A 23,120-nucleotide genomic window follows, 5' to 3' on the forward strand; every position below is an offset into this window, starting at 1 on the left:
GCGGACCTGGCCGGTTGCCTCCCTCCCCGGACTCCATTAGGGGAGGGGGCATGGCGCCTCGCATCGGTTCGCTGTGGGACTCGGTCGGCAACACCCCGCTGCTTCGCATCGGCTCGCTCAGCCGCGTCACCGGCTGCGACATCCTGGGCAAGGCGGAGTTCATGAACCCCGGCGGCAGCATCAAGGACCGCGCCGCCAAGGGGATGATTCGCCGCGCGGAGGAGCAGGGGCTCTTGAAGCCCGGCGGCACCATCGTCGAGGGCACCGCGGGCAACACGGGCATCGGCCTGGGGCTGCTCGGCCGCGAGCGCGGCTACCGCGTCGTGGTGACGATGCCGGACAACCAGGCGCGCGAGAAGTACGAGTACCTGGAGGCCATGGGCGTGGAGGTCCGCAAGGTGCCGCCCGTGCCCTTCGCCAACCCGGCCCACTTCTTCCATCAGGCCCGCGCGCTGTCGGAGGCGCACGGCTGGTTCTGGGCCAACCAGTTCGAGAACACGGCCAACGGCGACTTCCACTACGAGACGACCGGGCCCGAAATCTGGGAGCAGTGCGAGGGCCGCGTGGACGTGCTCGTCGCCTCCGTGGGCAGCGGCGGGACGCTGTCCGGCGTCAGCCGCTTCCTCAAGGAGAAGAACCCCGCCGTGCGCGTGGTGCTCGTGGACCCCGCGGGCTCGGGGCTCTATTGCTACGTGCGCGAGGGGAAGCTGGAGGCGTCGGGCTCCTCCATCACCGAGGGCATCGGCATCATGCGCATCACCGCCAACTTCCAGGCCGCGCGCGTGGACGAGGCGATGCGGCTGGGCGACGCGGAGATGCTCGACATGCTCTACCACCTGGCCCGCGAGGACGCGCTGGTGGTGGGCACCTCCGCCGCGCTCAACGTGCGCGCCGCGTACGACATCGCGCGCCAGCACGCGGGCACGGGCCTGCGCATCGTCACCTTCCTGTGTGATCACGGCAGCCGCTACGCGTCCAAGGTCTTCAACGCGGAGTTCCTCGCGTCCAAGCAGCTCCAGGTGAAGCCGCTGCCCACCGACGCCCGCTGAGGCGCGTGTCCCCGTGCGCGCTCAGTGCGGCGCGGAGAAGCGCCCGGGTTCCTGCGACGAAGGGCCCGGGTGCGTCTTGCGGAACACGTAGTAGTCCGCGTGCCGCGTCCACTCGGGACGGCCCTCGGCGCGTGGCACGCGTGGCCCTCGCGTGGCCTGACGGGGGACCAGGTATGTGTCGAGCTCCTGGTCGACGAAGGTGAACTTGCCGCGCAGCTCCTTCACCACCGCGACGAGCGACAGGTTCTCCTCGGCCGCGGCGTCGGCCGCGTCGCCGTGGTGATCATTCGTCACCAGGAGGCCGCCCACCTTCAGGTACTTCCCGCACGCGCGAGAGATGCCTCCGGCGTAGAGCGAGAGCACCAGGTCGAAGCTCTCGTCCAGGATGGGGATGGGCTGCGTGAAGTCCTGCGCGACGAAGCGCACGTAGGCCTTCTGCGCGTACTGCTGCCGCGAGCTGATCTTCCGCAGCACGCCGTCCTTGTTCGCGAAGAAGCCCTGCGCCAGGTCGTTGCGGTCCACGTAGACGACGTGCTGGAAGAAGAACGACGGGGTGATGTGCACGAAGCACCCCGGGTACAGCACCGTGTCCACCGCCACGTAGCGCTCGCGGAGCACCTCGAAGAGGCCCGCTCGCTCGAGCTGATGATCGACCACGAAGCCCTGGTAGATCTCCTCGACTCTCTCCATTTCCTGGATTTGAGCCGCTTCCTGGGGGGCCTGACAACTTTGTGACGGCGACGGGCGCGGCGCACGCGACGGGCGCGGAAAGTCACAGTCGGGACGGCCGGTGCGGTCCAGGAAGACTCCGTCGTGAGGTGTGCTCATCCGCGTTCGGCGCGTGCGGGTCGATGCGCACTCACCTCGGGCCCCTGTGACGAGGGCTTGCACGAAATCCGCACGAACATTCCTCGGGAAGCGCACGGCCAGGCCATCCGCGTTGCACGGCGGAGGACGAGTCTGGGCGCATGAATCCTCCTGCCTTTCCGCCTCGTGCTCCGAGGACGTCCGATGGCCCCATCCGCGGGGCGTTCCGGTGGCTCGTCGCCCACCACGTCTTCGGCAGTCTGCTCATCGTCGTCTTCGCCACCGCGGTGATTGCCGGTCAGGTGGCGGGGCGGACGGACTTCGCGAACTCGGAGCTGGCGGCCGGGGTGGAGGACCGATGGGGCGCGCCCGTGGTGCAGCCCGCGCCGTCACTGCGCTACGTGCACAGCGGCACCATCTTCACCGAGCTCAAGCCGTTGGCGTTCGACCGTCAGCACGTGGAGGTGCTGGCGAAGATGAACTACCGCAAGCGCGGCCTGCGCTACTTCTCCGGCTTCGACTTCAACCTGGGCGCGGAGTACGCGGTGGTCAACCGCGAGGGCCACGACATCGACGTGGCGTTCATCTTCCCCATGGAGATGGACAAGTCGCAGGTGCTCCTGTCGGAGCTCCAGTTCCTGGTGGACGGGAAGGAGGCCAGCCTGGACCTGGGCGAGTCCGGCAACCGGCTCGTCTGGACGGGCCGCATCGCCAAGGGGGCCACGGCCCGCTTCGTCATCCGCTACCGCGCGCGGGGGCTCGACTCGTTCATCTACAAGCTGGACCCGGCGCTCTCCGCGCGCGACGTGCGCGTGCACCTGGCCGTCGAGGGTGGGGACAACTACGACTATCCGGCGGGCGTGCTGTCCGCGTCGTCGGTGCAGGCGGGCAGCGACACCGTCACGCTGGACTGGGCGTTCCAGTCGCTCGAGTCCGGCGTCAACCTGGGCGTCATCCTCCCGTCGGAGAAGACGTTCGACTCCATGGTGTCGCGGATGGCGGGGCGCGCGTGGGTGCCGTTCCTGGTGCTGGTGGCGCTGCTCGCGGCGCTGGGCTTGAGGCACAAGCGGCAGCTCGCGCTGCATGAGTCGTATCTGCTCGCGGCCGTGTACGGCTTCTTCTTCGTGCTGCTCGCGTACCTGGCGGCCTTCATGAACTTCTACGCGGCCTATGCCGTGAGCGCGCTGGGCCTGGGCGCGGCGGTGGTGGCGTATGCGCGGTGGCTGTTCCCGAAGGAGCGCACGTCGGTGCTCGCGGGTCTGTGGGCCGCCACGCTGCTGGTGCCCACCGGCGCGGTCATCCTCGAGGGCTACACGGGCCTCATCTACACGCTGGAGATCCTCGCGGGCCTGCTCGGGCTGATGGTGCTCTCCACCCGCGCGAGCGTGCGCGCGTTCCTGTCGGATTGGTCCCATCCCGGCGCGGCCCCGAGCGCGGCCCCCGTGTCCACCCCTGTCACCCCGGAAGCGAGCTGAGCCCATCATGCGGACCCTTTCCCTCGTCGTCGGAATCCTGCTGCTCGCCCCCGAGGCCCTGGGCGCGCCCGAGTCCACCCCGGCTCCCGCCGGCACCGCCACCGTGCCGCTGGAGCAGCTCATCCCGCTGTACTCGCAGCGACAGGCGCCACCTCCCGCGCCGCCCACCGAGGCGCTGGTGAAGAGCGAGCTGAGCGGACGGTTGTCCGCGGATGCACTGCAAGTGGAGGCGACCTTCGAGGTGGAGGTGCTCGCGGACGGACGCTGGACGCAGGTGCGCCTGCTGCAACTCGACGCGGACACGTACCCCACGGCCTTGCCCACGTTGGACGACGCCACGGTGGGCGTGGTGGATGGCTACCTGTGCCTGCTCACGCGCAAGGCGGGGCGTCAGAGCTTCGACGTGAGCCTCACCGTGCGCTCGTCGGGCACGGGCCCGGAGCGCCGTGCGCAGCTCCGCTTCGGTCCCCATGTCTCGCCGGTGCCGCTGGCGCTGGAGGCGGACACGTCCGTGTTCACGCTGCTGGAGTCGCTGCCGTCCTCGGGCGAGGGCTACGCGCTCTATCCCGTGCAGGGCGCGCTGCGCGTCGGCTGGAAGGCGGCGTCCCAGGTGGCGCAGGCGACGAAGCCTCAGGTGCGTCCTCCGCTGGAGCCGCGCATCTCCGAGGCCACCGCGACGTGGGTGTCCACGCTGGAGGGCCGGGCCACGCTTCGCGTCGGCTACACGTTGAGCCTGGACCGCGAGCAGGCGCTGGAGTTGGTGGTGCCGGAGGGGCACGCGTTGGAGCGCGTCACGCTCAACGCCATCCCCGTGCCCGTGGAGGCGGTGACGGAGGGGGTGCTGCGGCTGAAGGTGGCGCCCGCGCGGCTCGGCGAGACAGCGGGTGCGCTCGAGGTGGTGCTGACGCGGGAGCTGGGCGTGTTCCACCTGTCCGGCCGGTTGAAGCTGGCGCTGCCACGCGTCTCGTGGCCGGTGGCGGAGCTTCGGGCCCGCGCGCACTTCCCCGCGGTGTTCAACTACCGCCGCGAGGGTGGCAGCCTGGAGCAGTTCGAGGCGGCCGAGACGACGCCTCAGGGCGCGACGCTGCCGGGCAAGGTGCTGCACTTCCGTCAGTACCTGGTGGCCGCGTCCGCGCCCACGCTCGAGCTGGGCTACTCGGTGGACATCTCCAACAGCTACTTCCGTTGATGCACGGCGACGGCGAAGGCGGAGCCCTTCGTCTCCGGGTTCGCGGGCAGCAGCTCCAGACTGGAGCCGAAGGCGCGCAGCATGGACTGGGAGATGGTGAGGCCCAGGCCCGTGCCTCCGCGCTCGCGCGCCGTGGTGAAGAAGGCGTCGAAGATGCGGGCGCGGTTCGACTCGGAGATGCCGCGCCCGTCGTCCCGCACCACGACACGCACGACGCCGTCGGGCTGCGTCTCCACGGCGAGCGACACGCGGACGTCCTCGCCGCCGTGCTGACGGGCGTTGGTGATGAGCTGCCAGAGCACGTCCTCCATCACCTCGGAGGGCAGGGCCACGGTGAGGCCCTCGGGGACGGGGCCCACGTCCACGCGCTCCAGTCCCTCCGCGTGGGCCCTCTCGGTGACGGCTTTCAAGAGCGGAGCCAGCTCCACCTGGGCGGGCGTGGCGGTCATGGAGTCGGCGCGGGCCAGCTCCAGCAGTCGCTGCACCAGCCGCGTGAGTCGGCGCGCGTCGGCGTCGATGTTGGAGAGGAAGCGCGTGCGCTGCTCGGCTGTCATCGCGTCCGCGCTGTCGCGCAACAGCTCCACCGCGCCCTGGATGGAGGCCAGCGGTGTCTTGAACTCGTGCGACACGTTGGCCGCGAAGGAGCGGATGTACTGGTTGCGATCTCTCAGCGCGGTGGCCATGCCGGCGAGCGACTCGGACAGCTCGGCCAGCTCCGCGACGACGGGACGGGCCAGGGGTTCGTAGCCCTCTGGCGCGCTGGCGGCGATGGCGCGCGTCTGCTTCACCAGGGCTCGCACCGGACGGCCCAGCAGCGCGGCGGCGGCCAGCGACATCAGCCCGAGCGCGCCGAGCAGCACCAGGCCCGTGGCCGTCAGGTTCCAACGGTCCGCGTACGTGGCCTTGGCGAAGGTCATCGGCGTGCGCGCCAGCACCACCGCGCCCCAGACGCGCTCGCCTTGCAGGATGGGCAGCGCCACCGAGACGCGGATGCCGGTGTCGCGGCTGAGCGAGGCCAGGGGCGTGTCCTCGGCCTCGGAGTGGCGGCGGCGCAGCACGCTCGCGGGCTCTCCTCGCAGGGCCTGTTGCACTTCGGGGCGGTCCGCCAACGTCGTGCCCAGCACGGCCGGGCTGCTGCTGGAGACCACCACGCCGCTGGTGTCGACCACGCGGATGCCCGCGAGCGTGGCGGCGCGCACGTTCTCCAGGAGCGGGTTGAGCTTCACGCCTGCCTCAAGGGCCAAGGGCTCACCGGGCACGAGCGCGCGCGGTGGCTCCTCGTCCGCGGGGAGCGGCTCGTCCGAGGCCTTGAGCGACGGGAGGATGGGGCGCAGCCGCTTGTCATCGGGGATGGGGAAGGGCCACTTCGCGGTGCGAGTCCGTCCGTAGTCGCCCTCGCCGACGCGCTCGGCCAGCGTGGCGCGATAGAGCTCCACCACCACGGCGCCTTGGGTGAGCAGCTCCATCTCCGTCTGGCGGATGAGCTGGTTGTCGTAGACGCGCACGAAGGCGAGCCCGCCCAGCGTGAGCACGAAGCCCGCGAGCCCCACGGCCGCGAACACCATCCACAGCCGGGGCTGGGGGCGGCCGCTACGGGATGGCGAGCCGATAGCCGAGGCCATGCACCGTCTCGATGACTTCCCCGCCGACACCGGCGAACTTCTGCCGCACCCGACGCACGTGGCTGTCGATGGTCCGGTCACTCACCACGCCGTCGTCGTAGACGCGCGTCATGACCTCGTCCCGGGTGAACACCTTACCCGGCACGCGCAACAGCGCCGCGAGCAGGTGGAACTCCGTCACGGTGAGCACCACCTCCTGTTCGCCCCACCAGGCGCGGAAGCGCTCCTCGTCCAGCTTCAGGGGGCCGCGCATCAAGGGCTTCGACGCCGCGGAGGTCTCGGGCGCGGGCCGCGCGCGGCGCAGCACCGCCTTCACGCGCGCCACCAGCTCGCGCGGGCTGAAGGGCTTGGTCAGGTAGTCGTCGCCGCCCAGCTCCAGGCCGAGGATGCGGTCCACCTCATCGTCCCGCGAGGAGAGGAAGACGATGGGCAGCTCGTGTGTGCGCCGCACCTCGCGGCACACCGTGAGCCCGTCCATCTCCGGCATCATGATGTCCAGGACGATGAGCGCGGGGAGCGAGCGCTGGACGTGGGCCAGCGCCGCTCGCCCCTCCGCGGCCTCTTCCACGCGGAAGCCGCCTTGCTCCAGCGCGAAACGGACGATGTCCCGCAGGTGGGGATCATCATCGACGACCAGGACGGTGGGACGTTCAGCCACGCGACACTCGGGTTGGGGAGGGCGCGGAGTGTACCTCCGACACGGCCGGACCTGGGCGTACAGTCACCTTTTCATTTTTTATTCGGGCCGGACGCAACCCGGTGCGGGCGGGTCCGATAACCCCAAGGAATGCGGTCGTCTGGCTTCGGGGGAAGTCAGCGCCACTTGATTGACGGAAGGACGAGCGACCTCGGGGGAGGGGCTCGTCCGGTTCGAGCCGGGGCGGCTGCATGCGCCCCGGCTCAGCCTGTCAATTGGCTTCGCGAACCTTCAGTCGCCGCGAGCGCCGTCGCGGGCGACGGATGGCCACCGCCGCCGCGAGCATCAACACCACCGGAACGAACACCAACAACGTTTGAGCCGTCACCGTCTCCCTCCTCCATGCACTATGGCGGAGGGGTCTGACGTTCCTTCTCCGGAAAACCTGAATTAACCAGGACTCCCGGTGTCGGGAGAGGTGTGACGCTCCGGATCAACCGCAGGAGAATTCGCCGGAGCTGGTGTGCACCACCGCGCCGGTGGCGTCCGTGACGGTGGCGCTGACGCGCAGGGAGGAAAAGATGGTGCCACTTTCGTCAGGGGTCCGACACGTGAAGCTGCGGCTCGCACCTCCCGGAGTGGGGCCGGACGTGTAGTACCTGCCCGTCGCTTCGAGGAAGATCCGCTGGGTCCACGTATAGGTGAACGGTGCGACGCCTTCGGTGACGAGCGCATCGCAGCTGACCCGGCTAGAGTCCTGCGAACAGGAGAGCGAAGCCGTGAGCCCCGCGCGCTGGGCGCCCATCACATCCTCGGACGTGGGCGTGTCCTCGAGCGTGCCGCCACATGCCGTCAGCAAGGTCCCAGCTCCGAGCACCACCGCCACCATGAGCTTCGACTTCATGGATGCCTCCGCGAGAGATTCGGGTGAAGGATGCGCGAGAAGCCTATCGTGGATGGCAATGATTGGCGTGGGTCCTGAGTGACCAGCCGCCCTTGATTGAGATTGCGCCGTCAGCGCGCACATGGAGTGGGCGAGCGTCGGCGGGCCGACGCGGCGAGCCCCAGCCAGAAAATAGCGCTGATGCCATACGCCACCCACACCACTGTCGGCCGGCGGTACTCGAGCCACAGCGTCCCCTCGCCAATGCCGAGCAGGTGCGGGTATGCGCGGAACAGCGGCTGCTCGCGACCCTGCGCGTCCACCAGTCGCATCCCAGGGAACCACGCGAGCTTCACCTTGAAGAGACGTGGGCCCACGGAGGGCAGGTCCAATCGATAGCGTCCGGGGCCCTCCTTGTTCAGCGTGGCGGGCTCGGGTGGCAGCTTCACGGAGGGGCCCGCGACGGCGAGCGCGTCCTCCAGCGGTTGCCACTCCGCGTCTCCCACGAGCGTCTGCCGCAGGTGGATGCGCGCCTCGCACGCGGGGCCCATGGGGTGGAAGTAGGCGTTGTAGAAGTAGCGCTCGGCGCGCTCGAACGGCATCAGCTCCGAGGGCGGCAGCAGCTCCACGCTCGTGTTGAACGCGGGACCTCCGGCGATGCCGTCACGCGGCTCGACGCGGACCGTGCGGAAGGGCGCGCCATTCACGGAGAACGAAGGCTCGGGGACGAAGCGGAAGCGCGGGGTGCCCCCCTCCTCGAGCGTGCGCGAGTAACAGGCCGCGCGGGTCTTGATGTCTTCCAGCGTTGTCTCGGGCGCCACGGGCCTCGCTGACAGGACGCGCGTGTCCACCGAGAAGCGGGTGATGTTGAAGTCCGCGAGGAAGTGGTCGAGCACGCACTGCTGGAAGGGACACGCGAAGCTGCCGAAGTAGAAGTGGTCCAGGATGACCGGTCGGCCCACGAGCGTGGCCATGTACGAACTCACCAGGTGGTTCGCGGTGTTGCTCTCCCAGAAGAGCCCCTTGGGTCCTCGGAAGTGCTCGTCCACCACGCCGAGGTAGCTCTCCACCGCGAAGTCGAACGGGCGCCGATACTCCAGCGCGAAGTGTCGACCGAAGCGCTCATCCGTGACGCCGGTCGAGCCCTCTCGCGCGAAGCGCGACCCACCCGCGAGCCGGCCCGGGAGCGTGAAGCCCGAGCGCAACGGGAAGAGCCAAGCCAGCAGGGCCAGCGCCACGAACGCGGCGGCGCGCGCCACGTGGCTCCTCCACGGGTCGGTCGAGGGCAACGCATCCAGCACGGCCGCCACCATGGCGGGGACCAGCACGAGCCCGCAGATGTCGAAGCGGTAGTAGTGCAGCGCGGGCAGCCACGGCGAGTCCTTGAACACGAGCGCGAAGAGGGACGGGACAAGGAGCGTCACCGCCGCGGAGGCGAACAGCCGCATGCCGCGCGTCCACCCGAACAGCGCCACGGGCAGGCACACGAGCAGCACGCTCCAACCCGTCTGTTCGACCATGACCAGGTTGCTGACCATCAATCCGCGATGCGCGAGGAACGGAAGCCAGAAGAACGCACTCAGCCCCGCGCCCAGCACCAGCGCGCCCACGAGGCGGACGTCCCGGAGGATGCGGGGCAGCGAGAGCAGCACGAGCACTCCCGCCGCGAGCCCCATGATGAGGTGCGACAGGACAACGCCCGCGAGCAGCAACGCGAGCCGTCGGGGTCTCGGCGTGCCATGGAGCTCGGCGGCCACCGCGAAGAAGAAGAACGCGCCGAGGAACTGGCTCGTGATTCCCACGCGGAACAGGTCCAGGAAGCAGAGCCCCTGCGCGAAGCCCTCGGCCTTGTGCGTGTAGAACAGGGTGATGGACGCGAGGACGAAGAGCCCGCGCACCCACGGACGCTCGAAGCGCCAGGCCAGCAGGCCCACGCCCGCGAAGTAGCCCGCGACGAGCAGTGACAGGAACAGCTTGAAGACGTCGACGGGCTCGAGCGGCAGCAGCCACAACAGTGCGCCCAGGAGCAGGTCCTCGAGTGGCGGGTAGAACAGGTTCTGGACGTACCCGAGGAAGGCGCTGTCGTTGAACTGGTGGAAGTATCCCCGACGCACCGCCATGCCGCTGGCGAGGTGCCCCGCGACGTCGATGCTGAAGACATCCAGCCGTGTGACGATGAGCACGACCCCATAGGCCGTCGCGAGCGCGAGGGCCCACAGGAGCGCGGAGGTGTGGGCGACGGGTGACTGCCGCATCTGGAAGCAACGTCAGGCGGGAGGACGCCGTCGTGCCGGCGCCGTTCCCTCACGGACGTCGGGACTCAGCCTCCCTCGGAGGTGCCGCCGCCGTTGGTGCACGTGTAGCAACCAGGCTCCGTGCCACACCAGCCCGGGCCGCGCGAATCGACACAGTACGTCGGGCACGTGTAGCAATTCGGCTCGTTCCCACACCAACCCGCGCCCCGGGTATTGGCGCAGACCTGGCCGCACTGCACGCAGTTCGGCTCCTGTCCGCACCAGCCGGTACCGCGCGTGGACGCGCACTGCTTGGGACAGACGTAACAGGCCGGCTCCGTGCCGCAGTACGCGGAGCCCCGCGTACTGGAGCAGGACGTGCTCGGGGGCGGCCCGCCGGGCGAAGGAATCTTGAAGCAGTTCGGCTCCAGGCCCATGTAGCCAGGGCCGCGCGTCTGATAACAGGCGGCGCCGTACATGATCTGACAGCCGAAGATGGCATCCCACTCCTGGCCCGCGGGACAGTTGTGCTGGGTGGGGCCCGCGGCCTGGGCGCTTTCCTCGAAGAAGGAGTCATCCTGCTGCGTCCACGACTCGGCCGGGTCGAGCTCCGAGCCCGCGCAACTGGAGACGACGAGTCCCAGGACCACGGTGAGCAATACACGCGATGAAGGGAGGATGTGTCGGAGCATGGCTGAGATTCAGACCTCCAAGAAGACCCGCCATTGTGGTGCGAGTGCACTCTCGGTACAAGTGAAATCCCGGTGCCAGTGAAGATCCGTCTGGGCTTGAATTTCAGCGGGTCTCACCCGGGCCCACCGCGGGGTGTCTGTCATTCGAAGTGGGCGGCTTTCCGTAGAACGTGGTGGGGCCGAAGCCGTCCCGACCGGCGGCGACCATCAGGGCGAACCCTTCCGGGCCCGCGCCGATGGAAGCGGTGGGGGACTCCAGTTGATAGCGGCCCGGCGCCGTCTGTCGGAAGTGGATGCCGGGGAGCGAGGACAGCGCCTTCCGCTCCGCATAGGCGGTGTCGTAGGTGAAGTCACGCCCGTCGGAGGCGCGGCAGAACAGCCGCTGGGGCGAGTAGACCGCGCAGTACCAGGACCACGCATAGGGCAGGTCCACCGCGTGCGCGGCGTCCTGGAGGACATGCGACGGCGTCGCCGGTGGAAGCGGGATGAAGAAGAACTGGAGGTTCGTCTGCGCCCAATCCTTGATGGGGGCCGCCATCTCCAGCTCGACGCGCGTCACTCCGTCCGCTTGTTTCAAGGTCACATTCTTGAAACGATGTGAACGCGTATCGAGTGAGGGATACAGCACGGGCTCGGCGGCGCGGGGCAGGGCCGGGCGCGTGTCCCCCGTCGCGAGCGCGGACACGGTGAGGTGGTCCACGAACCCCACGTAGTCGCGCGCGGTGGCGAGCGTGACGCCGAGCGTGCGCGGCACCGGGTGCCCCGTCAGGGCGTAGTAGCGCTCCAGCGGGACCTCGACGTGGACGCGCGCGCCATCGACCTGGAGGATGACGCCGGTGTCCTGGCCCACCGCGTCCGCTCGGACCGGGTCTCTCACGTAGACCTGCGGCGTGTAGCCCATCATCACCGGCGCCATGAGCCCCACGCGGACGTCCAGGCGATGGGGCAGCTCCAGGTCCGTGCGGACCGGATAGGCCAGGTCGGCGGCGTACTGCGGGTCGGCCGTCAGCGCATAGCGCGAGGGGACGCCGTCGGTGGGCTCGCCGAGGAAGAGGTAGAGGTTCTGGTCCGCCGGGTTGCGGAAGCCGCCCTGGAGCGTCGCGTCCACGACGAGGTGCGTGGCCGTCCTCGTGGCCGACATCGCGGTGAGGACCAGCTCCCGAGCGCCCGTCAGCTCCAGGCGGGTGACTTGCTGGTGCTCGGCGACGTGGGCACAGCGCGCTTCGTCGGCGCCAGCGCCCAGCGCACAGTCCAGCGCGTACGGCGGCGGCCGGGAGGTACAGCAGGGCAGGGCGGCCCCGAGGAGCAGCCCTGCCTGGAGGAGGCGACGCGGGACTACCACCGCTCGATGGAGGTGATGGTCAGCGCGAACGGAGGACCGGAGAAGCTCGAGTTGTTCGTGCAGGGCCGCTCGGCGATGTCACCCAGGTTGGCCGAGTAGAAGCCGTAGGTGGAGCCGTTGCCCTTCTCGTAGAACACGCTGCCGCCGGGCAGGGTGACCTTCCACACGAAGTTGAAGCTGTCGTACCACTTGGGCGACGTGCGGTGGGAGATGAAGCTGCGCACCGTCACCGTCCAGGTCCACGGCGCGGAGGCGGGCGCGGCGACCGTCTGCGTGTTGTCCCAGTCGAAGGCGACCCAGTTGTCCAGCCCGCCCCAGCCGTGGATGAGCTCCACCGACGTGCCCCACGGCAGGGAGAGGTTCCGGTACGACATCCGGATCTCCGCCTCGTAGGAGCTGGCATACAGACAGGAGTGGAGCGACGCGCGGCCATCCGCCCAGTGCTCGATGGCGAAGGACGACGAGGACGCGAGGAACAGCGCGAGGGCGCAGAGCTTTCGGACGGCCGAGGTCATGAAGAGACTCCCAGGTGGTTGGTTCGGCGCGCGTCTCTATCACGAGGGTGGGTTCTCGTGAACTCCCTGCATGTCTGTTCACTCCTCCTTTCCCCGTGAGGTGTCGGGTCCCTGAAACATCGTTTCGTGACGTGGGAGGTATCGGCGCATCCGGAATGACCCAGCCCTCCCAGGGCGTGGACCTGTGGGCCGCGGTCCGAAACGACGCGCATGATTTGCGTGGGGTGTCGTCCCTGCCCCGGCTGTGATTGTGTCTGAATCCACTTCCGGTGTGTCTGTCATTTGATGCAGGCTGATGGCTCGCGCACGGTCAGTCGATTCGCGTCTGCGTGCGAGAAGGGGAACATCATGCGCATGTCGAAGAGTGTCTGCGTCGCCGGCTTCCTGCTGGCGATGGTGGTGGGCTGCGGCTCCGGTACGCAGTCGGGTGCGGTTCAGCTGGTGATTGGCGAGCAGGAGGCCGCGGCGACGGAGTCGAGCGTCGTGCGCATCCAGGTGGTCGTCTCCGGCGCGGACTTCGCGGACATCCAGCAGGACCTGGTGAAGACGGGCTCGGCCTGGGGCGGCACCATCGACGGGATTCCCGCCGGGACTGACAGGACGCTCACGGTGAAGGCCTTCGCGGCGAACAACGGACTCGAGTACCAGGGCCAGGCGACGGGCGTCGCCATCGTCGGAGGCGAGACGGCGCTGGTGGCCGTCACGCTGCATGACATGACGTTCGGACACCACGACGACAACGACGTGCCCATCATCGACTCGGTGTCGGTGTCGTCGAGCACGGTGGTCGCCGGAGAGCAGCTCACGCTGGGCGCCACGGCGCATGACCCGGTGCCGAATGACCTGCTGTCGTATTCGTGGAGCGCCACGGCGGGGCAGCTGAGCAGCACCACGGTGAAGAACCCCACGTGGACGGCGCCGACGTCGCCGCAGACGGTGACGCTCACGCTGACGGTGCGCGACCAGCGCAACGGCGTCAGCACGGCCCGCCTCACGGTGGAGGTCATCGCCGCGACGGTGCCGGGCGGGAGCGCCACGGTCAGCGTGAGCTTCAACAGGCCGCCGCTCGTGCTCTATGTGCACGCGAGCGAGGGCCGGGTGGTGCTCGGACAGAGCACGGCCGTCGTCGCGAACGTGGTCGACCAGGAGCGAGATCCGGTGACCTACCAGTGGAGCGCGACCTGTGCCGGCACGTTCAGCACGCCGACCGGACAGTCATCGAGCTTCACGCCGACGGCGGTTCCGTCCGGCGCGTGCAACAACTGCAACGTCACCATGACGGCGCGGGACAGCCGTGGAGGCGTGCGCTCCGGCTCGGTGAGGCTGTGCGTGGTCTCCTCGCCCGCACCGTGAGCCCAGGCGCCCACGGTTGAGGAGCTTCCCGGAGGGCTGTGGTTGGTTTTAATTCCGCTGAATTGTGGGGGGAATCCCGCCCGTGCCAGGGCTTGCGTGTCCCCTGGCGCGTGCATCCATGCGCCCGGGGACCTTCACATGGACATGGAGAGACGGACATGAAGCGACAAGGATTGCTGCTCGTGCTGTTGGCGCTCCCGCTGTTGGCGTGTGGCGGGGCGGAGATGCCCTCCGGTGCCGCCGGACCCGGGCAGGGCGATGACACGGAGCTGGCCAGCGCGGAGTCCTCGCTGCAGCCCAACTGGGCCTCGTGCATGGGCGACTCGGACTGCACGTCCAATCGCTGTGGTTGCAACGGCGGGACGACGCGCGTGTGTCTGCCGACCTCCGCGTATCCCAAGCAGTGTGCGAACTGGACGGCCTGCACCTTCGATTCGCACTGCTCGTCCAACTGGTGCGGCTGCAACGGCAGCCAGGTGATGGTGTGTCTGCCCAACACCGCGTATCCCAAGTACTGCACGCCCTGAGTCGGTGACGTCGCCGCCGCCTCCCATGCAGGCGAGGCGGCGGTCCTCCGCGCAGGTCTTCAGCGGATGAGCGGGGTGGTCCGCTCCGAGCCGGTGCGCGAGACACGACGCGTCTCCCGCCCGTTGAAGTCCACGGCCTCGCCTTCACCCACCAGCGTGCGGATGGTGATGCGAGACAGGCACTGGCTGTCGTCCACGGTGTGCGTCACCACGTAGCGCGGCACGCTGGAGGCGGGCTCGCCCAGGCGCAGGCGCATCTCCCGCAGGGCGTCGATGTAGCCCGCCAGCGGCTCCATCCTCGCTAGCGCGCGCCGCAGCACCTTGTCCGAGCGCTTGCTCATGACGCGGTCCCACACCAGGTAACCCGCGCCGAGCGTGGCGGAGCTGGTGAAGAACATCACGAAGTTGAGCATCCCGCCGAGGAGCCGGTTGCGGGTGAAGCCCTGCTCGCCCGTCGCCTCGGTGAGGATGTCCTTGAGCGTCTCCACCGCGGACTGGTTCGCCATCCCCAGCCACTCGCGCGCGTCCTTCGGGCTGCCCAGCAGCAACCGGCACAGGCCCAGGTGCAGCGAGATGAGCGAGACGCGGGCGGTGTCTCGCTCGGCGCCCAGCGCCTCCGTGAAGCGGTGGCCCGCGGCCCTGATCTGCTCCAGCCGCTCGTCGCGCGTACACGTGGGCCGGGTCGAGGCCTCCAGGTGGGCGCGCCCCGCGTGGAAGGCGCCCTCGCGCAGCAGGTGCGGCTCCCGATGCAGATGACCCAACAGGACCAGCTGCTCTCCCTCCGTCCCCAGCAGCGCCTCCTGCAGCGCCACCGGCCCCTCTTCCTGATGCTTGCCGTTCACCTGTCGAGGTGTGGCCAGGATGAGGTCATTCCACGTCGCCATTCGCGGACTCCCGTGTGCTGCGGCGCCTCTTGTCTCCGGCGATCCCCCTGGAGACCAAGTCTGCCACAGCCACGAGGTTTCACGAGCCCGGGTCCGCGCTTCCGCCACCGCCTCTCGCTCTCTCATTTCCGAGCGGTCGGGCGCGTTCAGGCCCGGCAGAAAAAGGTGCCCGTGGTCTCGGGGTGTCACGAATCTTCGCCGGGCTGTCGCGCATTGCTGGATTGGTACCGCGAGAATGCGGGTGTCTCGGGCCCATGGGTCCTTTGTGCCCTCCATGCCTCGGAGTCGCGCGAAGCGCGCCCTGCCTCATCGGAGCCGGGCGCTCGGGCGGCGAGACGCGGAGGGTGGGATTTCGTGCAGAGCCCTCGTTCGCGGGGGAGGGGGCGCGTGTTCGCGCCCTCCGCGCACGGGCACGAGTCACGTCGAGCTCAGGCGCTGCCGGGCGCGGGCGCCTCGTACATGCGGAAGCGCGTCACGGGGCGATAGCCCATGCGTTGATACACGGGCGCGCCGGCGTCGGTGGCGTGGAGCACGGAGCGCTCGAGGCCCCACGTGTCGCGAGCCTCGCGCAGCGCGTGCCGCATGACGAGCTCCGCGGCGCCGATTCGCCGGTGCTTGGGAGACGTGGCGACGAGCGCGATGTACGCGCGGCCGTCCACGCGCAACACCACGGTGCTGCTCGCGGGCGCGTCCTCGCGACAGGCCACGAAGCCTCGGCCCTCCTCGTCGTAGAGGGCCTCCGCGTCCAAGGCCTCGCGCCCCGACTCGCGGCTCACGTCGTAGGCGAGCGAGTTGATGTCGGCCACGGCCTGTCGTCCCCAGGCGTCCGTCACGGGGCGCACGTCGAGCGAGGGCAGGGCGCGCACGGGCTCCGAGAGCCGGTCACACACCATGCCGGTGACGGTGGTGAGCGGGCGGAGCTTGTACCAGGCGAGGATGGACTCGGCGCGCTCGCGCACCTGGGGCGCGAGCCAGTCATCGGAGACGACGAACGTCCAGGGATGACGGCCCGTGGAGAAGTAGCGGGCCGCGGACGCGACGGCGGCGGAGAGGGCCTGCTCCGTCGTGGCGGGCGCGCGCAGGAAGGCCGCGTTCATCATCGCCCAGGAGACGTGGCTCGACGCGATGAAGACCTCGGGACGCTCCAGCACCTCGCCCGACCTGCCGCCCAGGGCCATCTTCCGCCAGGCGCCTCGGAATTGCGCATGGGACTCGTCGATCTCGGCCTGCGTCGCGGAGTGCACGGGAGGGCTCCAGGGTTGAGGGGGAAGGATCGATTGTACCCCAGGTGCTCCGCATCGAAGCGCGGGGCCCCTGGAGCCTTTTGTTCCTGACTCAACGTGCGGCGACGTCGCGCAGCAGGTGATGCGCCTCACCCAACAGCGCGAGGAACTCCTCACGCTCCTCGTTGCCCGCGGGGGTCGCGGCGCGTGCGATCTCCCGCACCTGGTCCAGGCTCCACCTCTCCGCGTGAGGGCTGCGCCGCAGCATCTCCGCCGCGCCCATCACGGCGGTCGCGAAGCGCAGGTCGGAAGAGGCCTGCTTGAACGTGGACGAGAGCGCGCTGGCGGGGAAGGGGAAGGCGCGCTCGGAGGCCGTCTCGCCTCGGGGGCGCTTGGCGCGCACGCGCACCGTGGCGAGGCCCTCGCCCGCGCCGGGCTGGAGCTCCAGCTCGTACAGCGCGGTGACGGAGTGGCCCGAGCCCAGCTCTCCGGCGTCCACGCGGTCATTGCGGAAGTCCGCGTCCGCGATGTCGCGGTTCTCGTAGCCGATGAGGCGATAGCGGGACACCTGCTTGGGATCGAACTCCACCTGGAGCTTCACGTCCTTCGCGATGACCTCGAGCGTGCCTCCGAGCTGCTCCACGAAGATGCGCCGCGCGGCCATCAGCGAGTCCACGTAGTGGTGGTTGCCGTTCCCCTGGTCCGCGAGCTGTTCCATCATCGTGTCCTGGTAGTTGCCCATCCCGAAGCCCACGGTGGTGACGGTGATGCCTTCCTTCACGTGGCCTCGGATGGTCTTCAAGATGGCCTCGTGGGAGGTGCTCCCCACGTTCGCGTCGCCGTCGGACAGGATGACGACGCGTGAGATTGACTCACCATCGAGTGTCTTCATCGCCTCCTGGTAGGCCAGCTGGATGCCGGAGCCCATCGCGGTGCTCCCGCCCGCGGTCAGGTCCTCGATGGCGGTGTGGATGAGGGCCTTGTGCTCCATGCCCGTGGGCGGAAGGACGCGGCGCACCGCGCTCGCGTAGGTGACGAGCGCCACGGTGTCGCCGTCGCGCAGTTGGTCCACGAGCATCCGCAAGGCGCGCTTGGCCAGGGGCAGGCGGTCTGGCGACTGCATCGACCCGGAGACGTCCACGAGGAAGGTGAGGTGCGCGGGCTTGCGCTCGGAGACGCTCAGGCGCTTGCCCTGCACGCCGACGCGCAGCAGGTGGCGTCCGGGCGTGAAGGGGGAGGGCGCGGCGTCCAGATGCACGGCGAAGGGGCCGTCCTGGGGCGTGGGGGCGGGGTACGCGTAGCGGAAGTAGTTGAGCATCTCCTCCACGCGCACGGCCTCACGCGGCGGCAGGGTGCCTTCCTTGAGCTTGCGCCGCGCGAGGGTGTACGAGGCCGTGTCGACATCCGCCGCGAAGGTGGAGAGGCGGTCCTTCGCCGTGGAGACGAAGGGGTTCACGCCGTGGTCGCGGTAGCCCTCCTGGGTGGAGGCGGCGTCGGACTCCGGAGCGCGGGAGGTGCCGGTGGGGCGTCCGCGGCCGCGTCCCACGGTGCCGATGCCCGCGAGGCCGCCGCGCTTGCCTCCGAGGACCCCGATGCCACCGCCGCCGGAGCCGCTTCCCTTGAGTCCCAGTCCGCCGCTGCCCTGGCCATGGGCCGTGCCCGGCGGGCCGAGCAGGTTGTTGAGCGCGGAGCGCACCCGCTCGGGGTTTCCGGAGGGGGGAGGCGCCTCGCGTGGCGCCGGGGTGGGCTCCTCGCGAACGGCGGCGGCGGGGGAGGGCGACTCAGGGGCCGTGGCCCGGGCGGAGGGGGCGAGGGCCGTGTCTCCCTGCGCAGCGGGGGCCTTGGCGGCCCGCTGTCCCGCATGCGCGTCACGAGGGGCCTCGCCTTTCGTGTCCACGTCCGACGAACGGCACGAGAACAGCATCCCACTCAACGCGAGCGCACACACGACACCCGTGACGGCCTCGAGGTTCCGCCTCATTCACTGCCTCCCTGTTCCTGGATTCGCAGGGGCTCCGACAGCGGGGTCGTGGGAAAGGTTCCGCGGACTCCGTGGCTGTCTCACGTTGGCGTTCCCGTGGGACGCGAGGGCGTCACACCAGGACGCCAGGGGGCGTGGTTCTTCGGAGGAGGTCATCGTCCACCCCAGAAGCGTGAGGTGGCATGCGCCTTGCGATGCGCGCGCACCTCTTCCGCGAGGTCATGACACCTTGATTCTCTTCCTGCGGTCCAATGCCGAGGCGAACACTGTCATCACGACGCCTGTCGCCACCATTGTCGCCCCGAGAGCCACGGCGAAGTACGCGCAGTTGGCTCGCGCGGTTCGCGTCATCGTGCCCTGGTACGACCTCCAGGCGGACCCCGAGAAATTCGGTCAGCTGCTCCTCCAGGTGGCGGCGGGTGACCCTGTGTGTCTCGCGCTCCTCGAGCGGGCCGGGCAGGTCTGGGGGATGGACTTCAGCATTCATGCGGGGGCCTTCCGCGCGGCGAACGTCCAGAAGCACTATCTGAAGCAGCTCCAGATCTGGCTGAGTCCCCTGTCAGGGAACCTGGGGCACAAGGATGCGCATCGCCCCACGGTGGATGCGCAGTTCACGCGCTTGTGGGAGGGCTACGGGCTCAAGAAGGGGGACCTGAATGCCGTGGCCGCCTTGCCCTTCTTCAAGACGCTGAAGGTCGGGGGCCGGCGAGATCGCATCCAGTTCTACCGGAACGTGACGGAAGCGGCCCGAGCGCTCATCGGCGAGGTGACCTCCTGGCCGTCACGCACCATCGAGAAGATCTCGATGTTGTACCTCCTGGGCAGCCCGGGGTTGGTGACGTATCAGCGCGCGATGCTCGCCGCGGTGGTCCGCGCGATGGCCCAGGCCCAGGGGCCCCTCCAACTGAATTACGCGATGTGGGAGTACCTGCCGTACTACCTGCGAGGGAATCCAGGAGAGCTCACCGATGTGGGCACGGCGCGCCCCCGGGTCCTGGGCGCCATCCACCATTGTCTGTCGGAGTCCCCCGCCACGGTGGCGCTCGCCTCCGCGGAGACAATCGAGGCCTTCCGCGCGCTCGACGGAGGCAAGGAATTCAATCGCTGGCGTTTGTTGCCTCCCGTCGTGAGGTGCCAGGTATTGCTCAGCGATCTGGCGCGGATGTTCCCATGGCGGGGAAACAATGGTCGCCACCAACGGTTCGAGTTCCCGCAAGCGCGTCTTGACGGGCTGCCATCGCTGGCGGGGTTCGCCGCATGGGGCTCGACGATGGAGGCCCATGCGGAGCCGACGCCCCATGATCCAGGCAGAGACTTTCCCCACGCGGCGGGCTGGACGCGTCATGAGTTCTGTCCGAACGTGGTGTCGTCCAGGCTCATGCTCGCGCCGCTGTACGCGGGCACGTCGGGGCACACCCAGGGGCGCATCAGCGCGTGGTCCCAGTTCGCACAGCATCATCAGGGCCTCGCGGCGGTCCCGGTCGGAATGGTCATCTCCGTGGGGTATTCCGTCCTCTGGCGTCTGTATTACGACAAGCGGACGACGAGCTTCCATACCTTGTTCGAGGCCATCCAGGGCTCGCATGTGGACGCGGCCGCGCGTGACCTGAGGAACGTCGCGCGGATCGACGGTGACGTCCTCTGGAACACCGTCCTGGACAACGCGCCGACGGGGAAGATCGACGTGAGAGGCTTCTGGACCGCCTGTGTCAATCTCTTCAAGAAGCCGGGGCCGTTCCTCCCGAGGCACCTGAAGCTCGAGATTTCCAAGGCGCGCGCCTTCGTGACGAAGGCCTGCCCCGGCTCGGTCATCCCCCGGTGGAACAGGACGGAAGACGCGGACGTGACGGGGAGCGCTGTCGCCGTGTGGGACGGCGACCAGAACCTCGATGCCTTTCGTGAAGAGGAGGTCTGGAAGTTCCTCGTCGAGACCTTCAGTCCGCCGCCCGGCGCGAGCAGCGCGTCGACGGGGCTTCCCGCCGCGAGCAGCGCCGCGGTCGCGCCGTCGCCTGCCCTGCCGCCGGGGCAGCCGACCGCGAGTGATCTGGACAAGATCGCCAGCCTGATTGGTGATTTCCTCTAACGTCCATGCTCATCCCTCCGTTGGCACCCGATGCGACGTACGGCACGCTCGTGCTCGACGATGAGGGGGCCCAGGCGCGTCGCTTCCGGACGACGACGCGTCTGCCAGAAATGGGCGGGCTCGACTCGACGGGACTCGCCGAGCTGCGTTGCTCCGGGAGCGCGCAGCCGTCCATCGAGGGCTTCAGGGATGTGCTGCGACAGCTCGACGGCGTGCGCCCCGAGGCTCTTTACGTCGTGGACCTGCGGCAGGAGTCGCACGGCTTCCTGAACGGCGCCGCCGTGAGCTGGTATGCGGAGTCCAACTGGGGCGCGGCGGGGCTGTCGGACACGGAGGCCCTGGCGCTCGAGGCCGGGCGCCTGCGGCTGCTGGGCTTGTCGCCTCGCGTGCGCGTGGGGACCGTGGAGGCCGTGAAGGGCAAGGCGCCCGCGACCTTCACGGACTGGGAGCGGCGGTCGGTATCGGATGAGGCACAGGCCTTCGGACTGCCCGACGGGCACTGCGTCCGGTTCCCCGTCACGGACCACACCCGTCCGCTGGACGCCACGGTGCAGCGCTTCATCGATTGGGTGCGCGGGCTCCCCGAGGGAGCGCATCTGCACCTGCATTGCCGAGGAGGCAAGGGACGGACCGCCACGTTCATGTGTCTGCTGGACATGCTGCGCAACGCGCACCGCCTCGCGCTCGGCACCTTGCTGGACCGACAGGCGCTGCTCGGCGGATATGACCTGCGCAAGGCCGCGGACCCGTCCAGCCGCAAGGCGCCCTTCATCGCCGAGAGACAGGTCTTCATCGAGCGCTTCTACGCGTACGCGCGCGAGAATCCCGGCGGGGGGCCGCTCGGATGGACGGAGTGGCTCGCCCGGTAGTCCTCAACTCCGAGCACAAGACGCGAGCGGTGGACTAGGGTCCGCCGCATGACGCAGGCCGTATCCGACGCATGGACGTTGCCCTGGCGGGGTCTGGGGCTGAGCAGCAACCTGAGCACCTCGGATGTGCCGCAGCCGTACCGGCTGTTGGACGCATCGCCGGGGCTCTTCGACTTCGTCGAGTACAGTGCTCCGTTGGACCTGGAGGAGGCGCGAGCCCAGGCGTCGCTGTTCCCGGAGATGTGGCGCCGCCGCGCGGAAGTGCCCGTGCTCTTCCACCCCGTGCACCTCAACCTGTGGGGCCCGGAGCTGGAGCCCATCGCCACGCTGAAGGCCCTGGACGCGCACGCGCGCGCCGTGGGCAGTCCTTGGGTGGGCAATGACGTGGGGTGGTGGCACGTGCAGGGCCAGCCGTTCCCCGGCTACCTCTACATCACGCCCCCGTTCAACGAGGCCGGGCTCGCGGACTGCGCCGCGCACGCCCTCCATGTCCAATCACATCTCTCCATGCCGCTCGTGCTGGAGAACCCCGCGGTGCTGGCGCGTCGCGGCGAGCTGCACGCGCTCGACTTCCTCGCGAAGCTGCACCAGCGCACCGGCCTGCCGCTGCTCCTGGACCTGGGCCACCTGTTCAGCCACCAGCTCTCCGCCGGTCTGCCGCTGGAGGCGGGGTTGGATGGCTTCCCGCTGGAGCACGTCGTGGAGATCCACATCGCGGGCGGCGTGGTGACACGCCGGGGCTCGCGTCGGTTCTACGTCGACGACCACACGCAGCCGGTGCGCGAGGAGCTGTTCAATCTGTTGGAGTCCTTGCTACCCCGTTGTCCGTCCCTGCGCGCCGTCACCTTCGAGGGCGACGGTCATCCCCCCGAGGTGGCCCAGCGCTCCCTGCGTCGGCTGCGCACGCTCATCCCCCAGGGCCCTCGCGAGCCGCTGACCCTTCGCACCCCCGACCTGAGCGCGCCTCCGCGGCTCTCCGGTGACAGCCGCCCCTGGGAGCTGTTCGACGCGGGCCATGGCGTGTCGGCCCCGGACGCCAGTGAGGACCCGGAGGGCACCATCGCGGACCAGGACTTCCGCATCGCGGTGGTCGCGGAGACGTTGGACAAGGACTGGCCGCTGACGCGCCTGCTGCTGGCCGGCACGCGCGAGGCGCTGCTCGACTTCACCCGCTCGCGCGAGTACCGGAACCTCTTCGGCGGGGGAGGGCGCTCGCTGCCGCAGGTCTTCTCCGCCTGGGCGATGCGCAGGCTTCGGGAGCAGCCCGACGACGGCGCCTCCGCCGCGCTGAGCCTGGAGATGCTCGCGCCCACCACCTTCCTCAAGCCCGCCCCGGCCCCAGGCCCGGGCCAGGTGGGGCTCGCCGAGGACGTCCGGCCCGGCAGCTTCCCCGTGGACCTGTCCGAGCTCGTCTTCGCCGCGCGCGCCGTCCGCCGCCACCTCACCGCCCGTGCGTGGGCCTGTGGGGAGCTGGAGCTGTCCGGGCTGGAGGCGCTGGCCCAGGTGGCCCGACGGCCGGGGGGGACCCCCTGGAGCTTCGCCGTGCGCCGCAAGGCCCCGGGATTCGAGGTGTCGGGCGTGTCACGAGGCCTGGCGGTGCTGCTCCGGGAGCTGGGCTCCAGGCCCGCGCCGGTGGAGTCGGTGCCCCCGGAGGTCCTCGCGGAAGGTCTGAATCACCGGATGATCCGCCTGGGGGATGCTTCCGGGTTGGACCGAACCCTTGCGCCTGTGCGTCCGGTAGGGTAGGTCGCGCCG

General features: G+C 69.5%; 19 protein-coding genes. 8 read left to right on the forward strand and 11 right to left on the reverse strand.

Annotation, left to right across the window (positions count from 1 at the left end; translation table 11 throughout):
- Window positions 1-50 precede the first annotated feature (50 nt).
- Window positions 51-1,049 carry a cysteine synthase A gene (locus tag LXT21_RS36575; RefSeq protein ID WP_254042870.1) on the forward strand — a complete coding sequence of 333 codons (999 nt, stop codon included), beginning with the start codon at window positions 51-53 and terminating at the stop codon, window positions 1,047-1,049.
- Window positions 1,050-1,070: 21 nt separating this feature from the next.
- On the opposite strand, the gene LXT21_RS36580 is transcribed toward LXT21_RS36575, so the two are convergent.
- Window positions 1,071-1,739 carry a class I SAM-dependent methyltransferase gene (locus LXT21_RS36580; protein WP_254042871.1) on the reverse strand — a complete coding sequence of 223 codons (669 nt, stop codon included), beginning with the start codon at window positions 1,737-1,739 and terminating at the stop codon, window positions 1,071-1,073.
- Between the two features lie 278 nt (window positions 1,740-2,017).
- Between LXT21_RS36580 and LXT21_RS36585 the strand changes: the two genes are divergently transcribed.
- Window positions 2,018-3,331, forward strand: a complete 1,314-nt coding sequence (locus LXT21_RS36585) for a hypothetical protein (protein ID WP_254042872.1) — start codon at window positions 2,018-2,020, stop codon at window positions 3,329-3,331.
- Between the two features lie 7 nt (window positions 3,332-3,338).
- A complete protein-coding gene (locus LXT21_RS36590) occupies window positions 3,339-4,520 on the forward strand; it encodes a hypothetical protein (protein WP_254042873.1) in 1,182 nt (393 codons plus the stop codon).
- On the opposite strand, the gene LXT21_RS36595 is transcribed toward LXT21_RS36590, so the two are convergent.
- The 7 genes from LXT21_RS36595 to LXT21_RS36625 form a co-directional block, all read right to left on the reverse strand.
- Entirely contained in the window at window positions 4,508-6,142 is a 1,635-nt protein-coding gene (locus tag LXT21_RS36595) for a sensor histidine kinase (protein WP_254042874.1), read from the reverse strand. The two genes, LXT21_RS36590 and LXT21_RS36595, sit on opposite strands and share 13 nt — an antisense overlap.
- The gene (locus tag LXT21_RS36600) at window positions 6,111-6,800 is read right to left on the reverse strand and encodes a response regulator (protein ID WP_254042875.1); all 690 of its coding nucleotides are present in this window, start codon (window positions 6,798-6,800) and stop codon (window positions 6,111-6,113) included. Before LXT21_RS36600 ends, LXT21_RS36595 begins: the two co-directional genes overlap by 32 nt.
- 472 nt (window positions 6,801-7,272) lie before the next feature.
- Window positions 7,273-7,683, reverse strand: coding sequence for a hypothetical protein (locus LXT21_RS36605; protein ID WP_254042876.1), 411 nt, complete (start codon window positions 7,681-7,683; stop codon window positions 7,273-7,275).
- A gap of 110 nt (window positions 7,684-7,793) precedes the next feature.
- Window positions 7,794-9,917, reverse strand: coding sequence for a hypothetical protein (locus tag LXT21_RS36610; RefSeq protein ID WP_254042877.1), 2,124 nt, complete (start codon window positions 9,915-9,917; stop codon window positions 7,794-7,796).
- A 65-nt stretch (window positions 9,918-9,982) separates the two neighbouring features.
- Window positions 9,983-10,588 carry a hypothetical protein gene (locus tag LXT21_RS36615; RefSeq protein ID WP_254042878.1) on the reverse strand — a complete coding sequence of 202 codons (606 nt, stop codon included), beginning with the start codon at window positions 10,586-10,588 and terminating at the stop codon, window positions 9,983-9,985.
- 103 nt (window positions 10,589-10,691) lie between these two features.
- The gene (locus LXT21_RS36620; protein WP_254042879.1) at window positions 10,692-11,930 is read right to left on the reverse strand and encodes a hypothetical protein; all 1,239 of its coding nucleotides are present in this window, start codon (window positions 11,928-11,930) and stop codon (window positions 10,692-10,694) included.
- Window positions 11,924-12,445 (reverse strand): hypothetical protein, encoded by a 522-nt coding sequence (locus LXT21_RS36625; protein WP_254042880.1) that lies wholly within the window; start codon window positions 12,443-12,445, stop codon window positions 11,924-11,926. The genes LXT21_RS36620 and LXT21_RS36625 overlap by 7 nt, the downstream gene beginning before the upstream one ends.
- Window positions 12,446-12,793: 348 nt before the next feature.
- Between LXT21_RS36625 and LXT21_RS36630 the strand changes: the two genes are divergently transcribed.
- Together LXT21_RS36630 and LXT21_RS36635 are read left to right on the forward strand one after the other, a co-directional pair.
- Entirely contained in the window at window positions 12,794-13,798 is a 1,005-nt protein-coding gene (locus LXT21_RS36630; protein WP_254042881.1) for a PKD domain-containing protein, read from the forward strand.
- A gap of 158 nt (window positions 13,799-13,956) precedes the next feature.
- Window positions 13,957-14,325, forward strand: a complete 369-nt coding sequence (locus LXT21_RS36635; protein WP_254042882.1) for a hypothetical protein — start codon at window positions 13,957-13,959, stop codon at window positions 14,323-14,325.
- Window positions 14,326-14,384: 59 nt separating this feature from the next.
- Here the strand turns inward: LXT21_RS36635 and LXT21_RS36640 are convergent, their stop codons facing one another.
- From LXT21_RS36640 to LXT21_RS36650, 3 genes are all read right to left on the reverse strand, one after another.
- Window positions 14,385-15,209 carry a hypothetical protein gene (locus LXT21_RS36640; protein ID WP_074956946.1) on the reverse strand — a complete coding sequence of 275 codons (825 nt, stop codon included), beginning with the start codon at window positions 15,207-15,209 and terminating at the stop codon, window positions 14,385-14,387.
- Window positions 15,210-15,637: 428 nt separating this feature from the next.
- Window positions 15,638-16,453, reverse strand: a complete 816-nt coding sequence (locus LXT21_RS36645; protein WP_254042883.1) for a GNAT family N-acetyltransferase — start codon at window positions 16,451-16,453, stop codon at window positions 15,638-15,640.
- Window positions 16,454-16,544: 91 nt separating this feature from the next.
- Window positions 16,545-18,413: a vWA domain-containing protein gene (locus LXT21_RS36650; RefSeq protein ID WP_254042884.1), complete on the reverse strand. Its 1,869-nt coding sequence runs from the start codon at window positions 18,411-18,413 to the stop codon at window positions 16,545-16,547.
- A 229-nt stretch (window positions 18,414-18,642) separates the two neighbouring features.
- On the opposite strand from LXT21_RS36650, the gene LXT21_RS36655 reads away from it, so the two are divergent.
- Genes LXT21_RS36655 through LXT21_RS36665 form a run of 3 tightly spaced genes read left to right on the forward strand, consistent with a single transcriptional unit; the run spans window position 18,643 to window position 23,111 of the window.
- Window positions 18,643-20,496, forward strand: a complete 1,854-nt coding sequence (locus LXT21_RS36655) for a hypothetical protein (protein ID WP_254042885.1) — start codon at window positions 18,643-18,645, stop codon at window positions 20,494-20,496.
- Between the two features lie 5 nt (window positions 20,497-20,501).
- On the forward strand, window positions 20,502-21,365 hold the full coding sequence (locus LXT21_RS36660) for a phosphatase domain-containing protein (RefSeq protein WP_254042886.1): 864 nt from the start codon (window positions 20,502-20,504) through the stop codon (window positions 21,363-21,365).
- A gap of 48 nt (window positions 21,366-21,413) precedes the next feature.
- A complete protein-coding gene (locus LXT21_RS36665) occupies window positions 21,414-23,111 on the forward strand; it encodes a DUF692 domain-containing protein (RefSeq protein ID WP_254042887.1) in 1,698 nt (565 codons plus the stop codon).
- Window positions 23,112-23,120: the final 9 nt, after the last annotated feature.

The organism is Myxococcus guangdongensis (genome assembly GCF_024198255.1).
In the GTDB taxonomy this organism is placed as follows: domain Bacteria; phylum Myxococcota; class Myxococcia; order Myxococcales; family Myxococcaceae; genus Myxococcus; species Myxococcus guangdongensis.

What these genes read in the sequence shown, in the direction of transcription:
- LXT21_RS36615 (WP_254042878.1), bottom strand. Translation starts at nt 10,588, where the DNA reads ATGCTCCGACACATCCTCCCTTCATCGCGTGTATTGCTCACCGTGGTC.
- LXT21_RS36665 (WP_254042887.1), top strand. Translation starts at nt 21,414, where the DNA reads ATGACGCAGGCCGTATCCGACGCATGGACGTTGCCCTGGCGGGGTCTG.
- LXT21_RS36595 (WP_254042874.1), bottom strand. Translation starts at nt 6,142, where the DNA reads ATGGCCTCGGCTATCGGCTCGCCATCCCGTAGCGGCCGCCCCCAGCCC.
- LXT21_RS36660 (WP_254042886.1), top strand. Translation starts at nt 20,502, where the DNA reads ATGCTCATCCCTCCGTTGGCACCCGATGCGACGTACGGCACGCTCGTG.
- LXT21_RS36635 (WP_254042882.1), top strand. Translation starts at nt 13,957, where the DNA reads ATGAAGCGACAAGGATTGCTGCTCGTGCTGTTGGCGCTCCCGCTGTTG.
- LXT21_RS36610 (WP_254042877.1), bottom strand. Translation starts at nt 9,917, where the DNA reads ATGCGGCAGTCACCCGTCGCCCACACCTCCGCGCTCCTGTGGGCCCTC.
- LXT21_RS36650 (WP_254042884.1), bottom strand. Translation starts at nt 18,413, where the DNA reads ATGAGGCGGAACCTCGAGGCCGTCACGGGTGTCGTGTGTGCGCTCGCG.
- LXT21_RS36575 (WP_254042870.1), top strand. Translation starts at nt 51, where the DNA reads ATGGCGCCTCGCATCGGTTCGCTGTGGGACTCGGTCGGCAACACCCCG.
- LXT21_RS36590 (WP_254042873.1), top strand. Translation starts at nt 3,339, where the DNA reads ATGCGGACCCTTTCCCTCGTCGTCGGAATCCTGCTGCTCGCCCCCGAG.
- LXT21_RS36625 (WP_254042880.1), bottom strand. Translation starts at nt 12,445, where the DNA reads ATGACCTCGGCCGTCCGAAAGCTCTGCGCCCTCGCGCTGTTCCTCGCG.
- LXT21_RS36630 (WP_254042881.1), top strand. Translation starts at nt 12,794, where the DNA reads ATGCGCATGTCGAAGAGTGTCTGCGTCGCCGGCTTCCTGCTGGCGATG.
- LXT21_RS36580 (WP_254042871.1), bottom strand. Translation starts at nt 1,739, where the DNA reads ATGGAGAGAGTCGAGGAGATCTACCAGGGCTTCGTGGTCGATCATCAG.
- LXT21_RS36640 (WP_074956946.1), bottom strand. Translation starts at nt 15,209, where the DNA reads ATGGCGACGTGGAATGACCTCATCCTGGCCACACCTCGACAGGTGAAC.
- LXT21_RS36585 (WP_254042872.1), top strand. Translation starts at nt 2,018, where the DNA reads ATGAATCCTCCTGCCTTTCCGCCTCGTGCTCCGAGGACGTCCGATGGC.
- LXT21_RS36605 (WP_254042876.1), bottom strand. Translation starts at nt 7,683, where the DNA reads ATGAAGTCGAAGCTCATGGTGGCGGTGGTGCTCGGAGCTGGGACCTTG.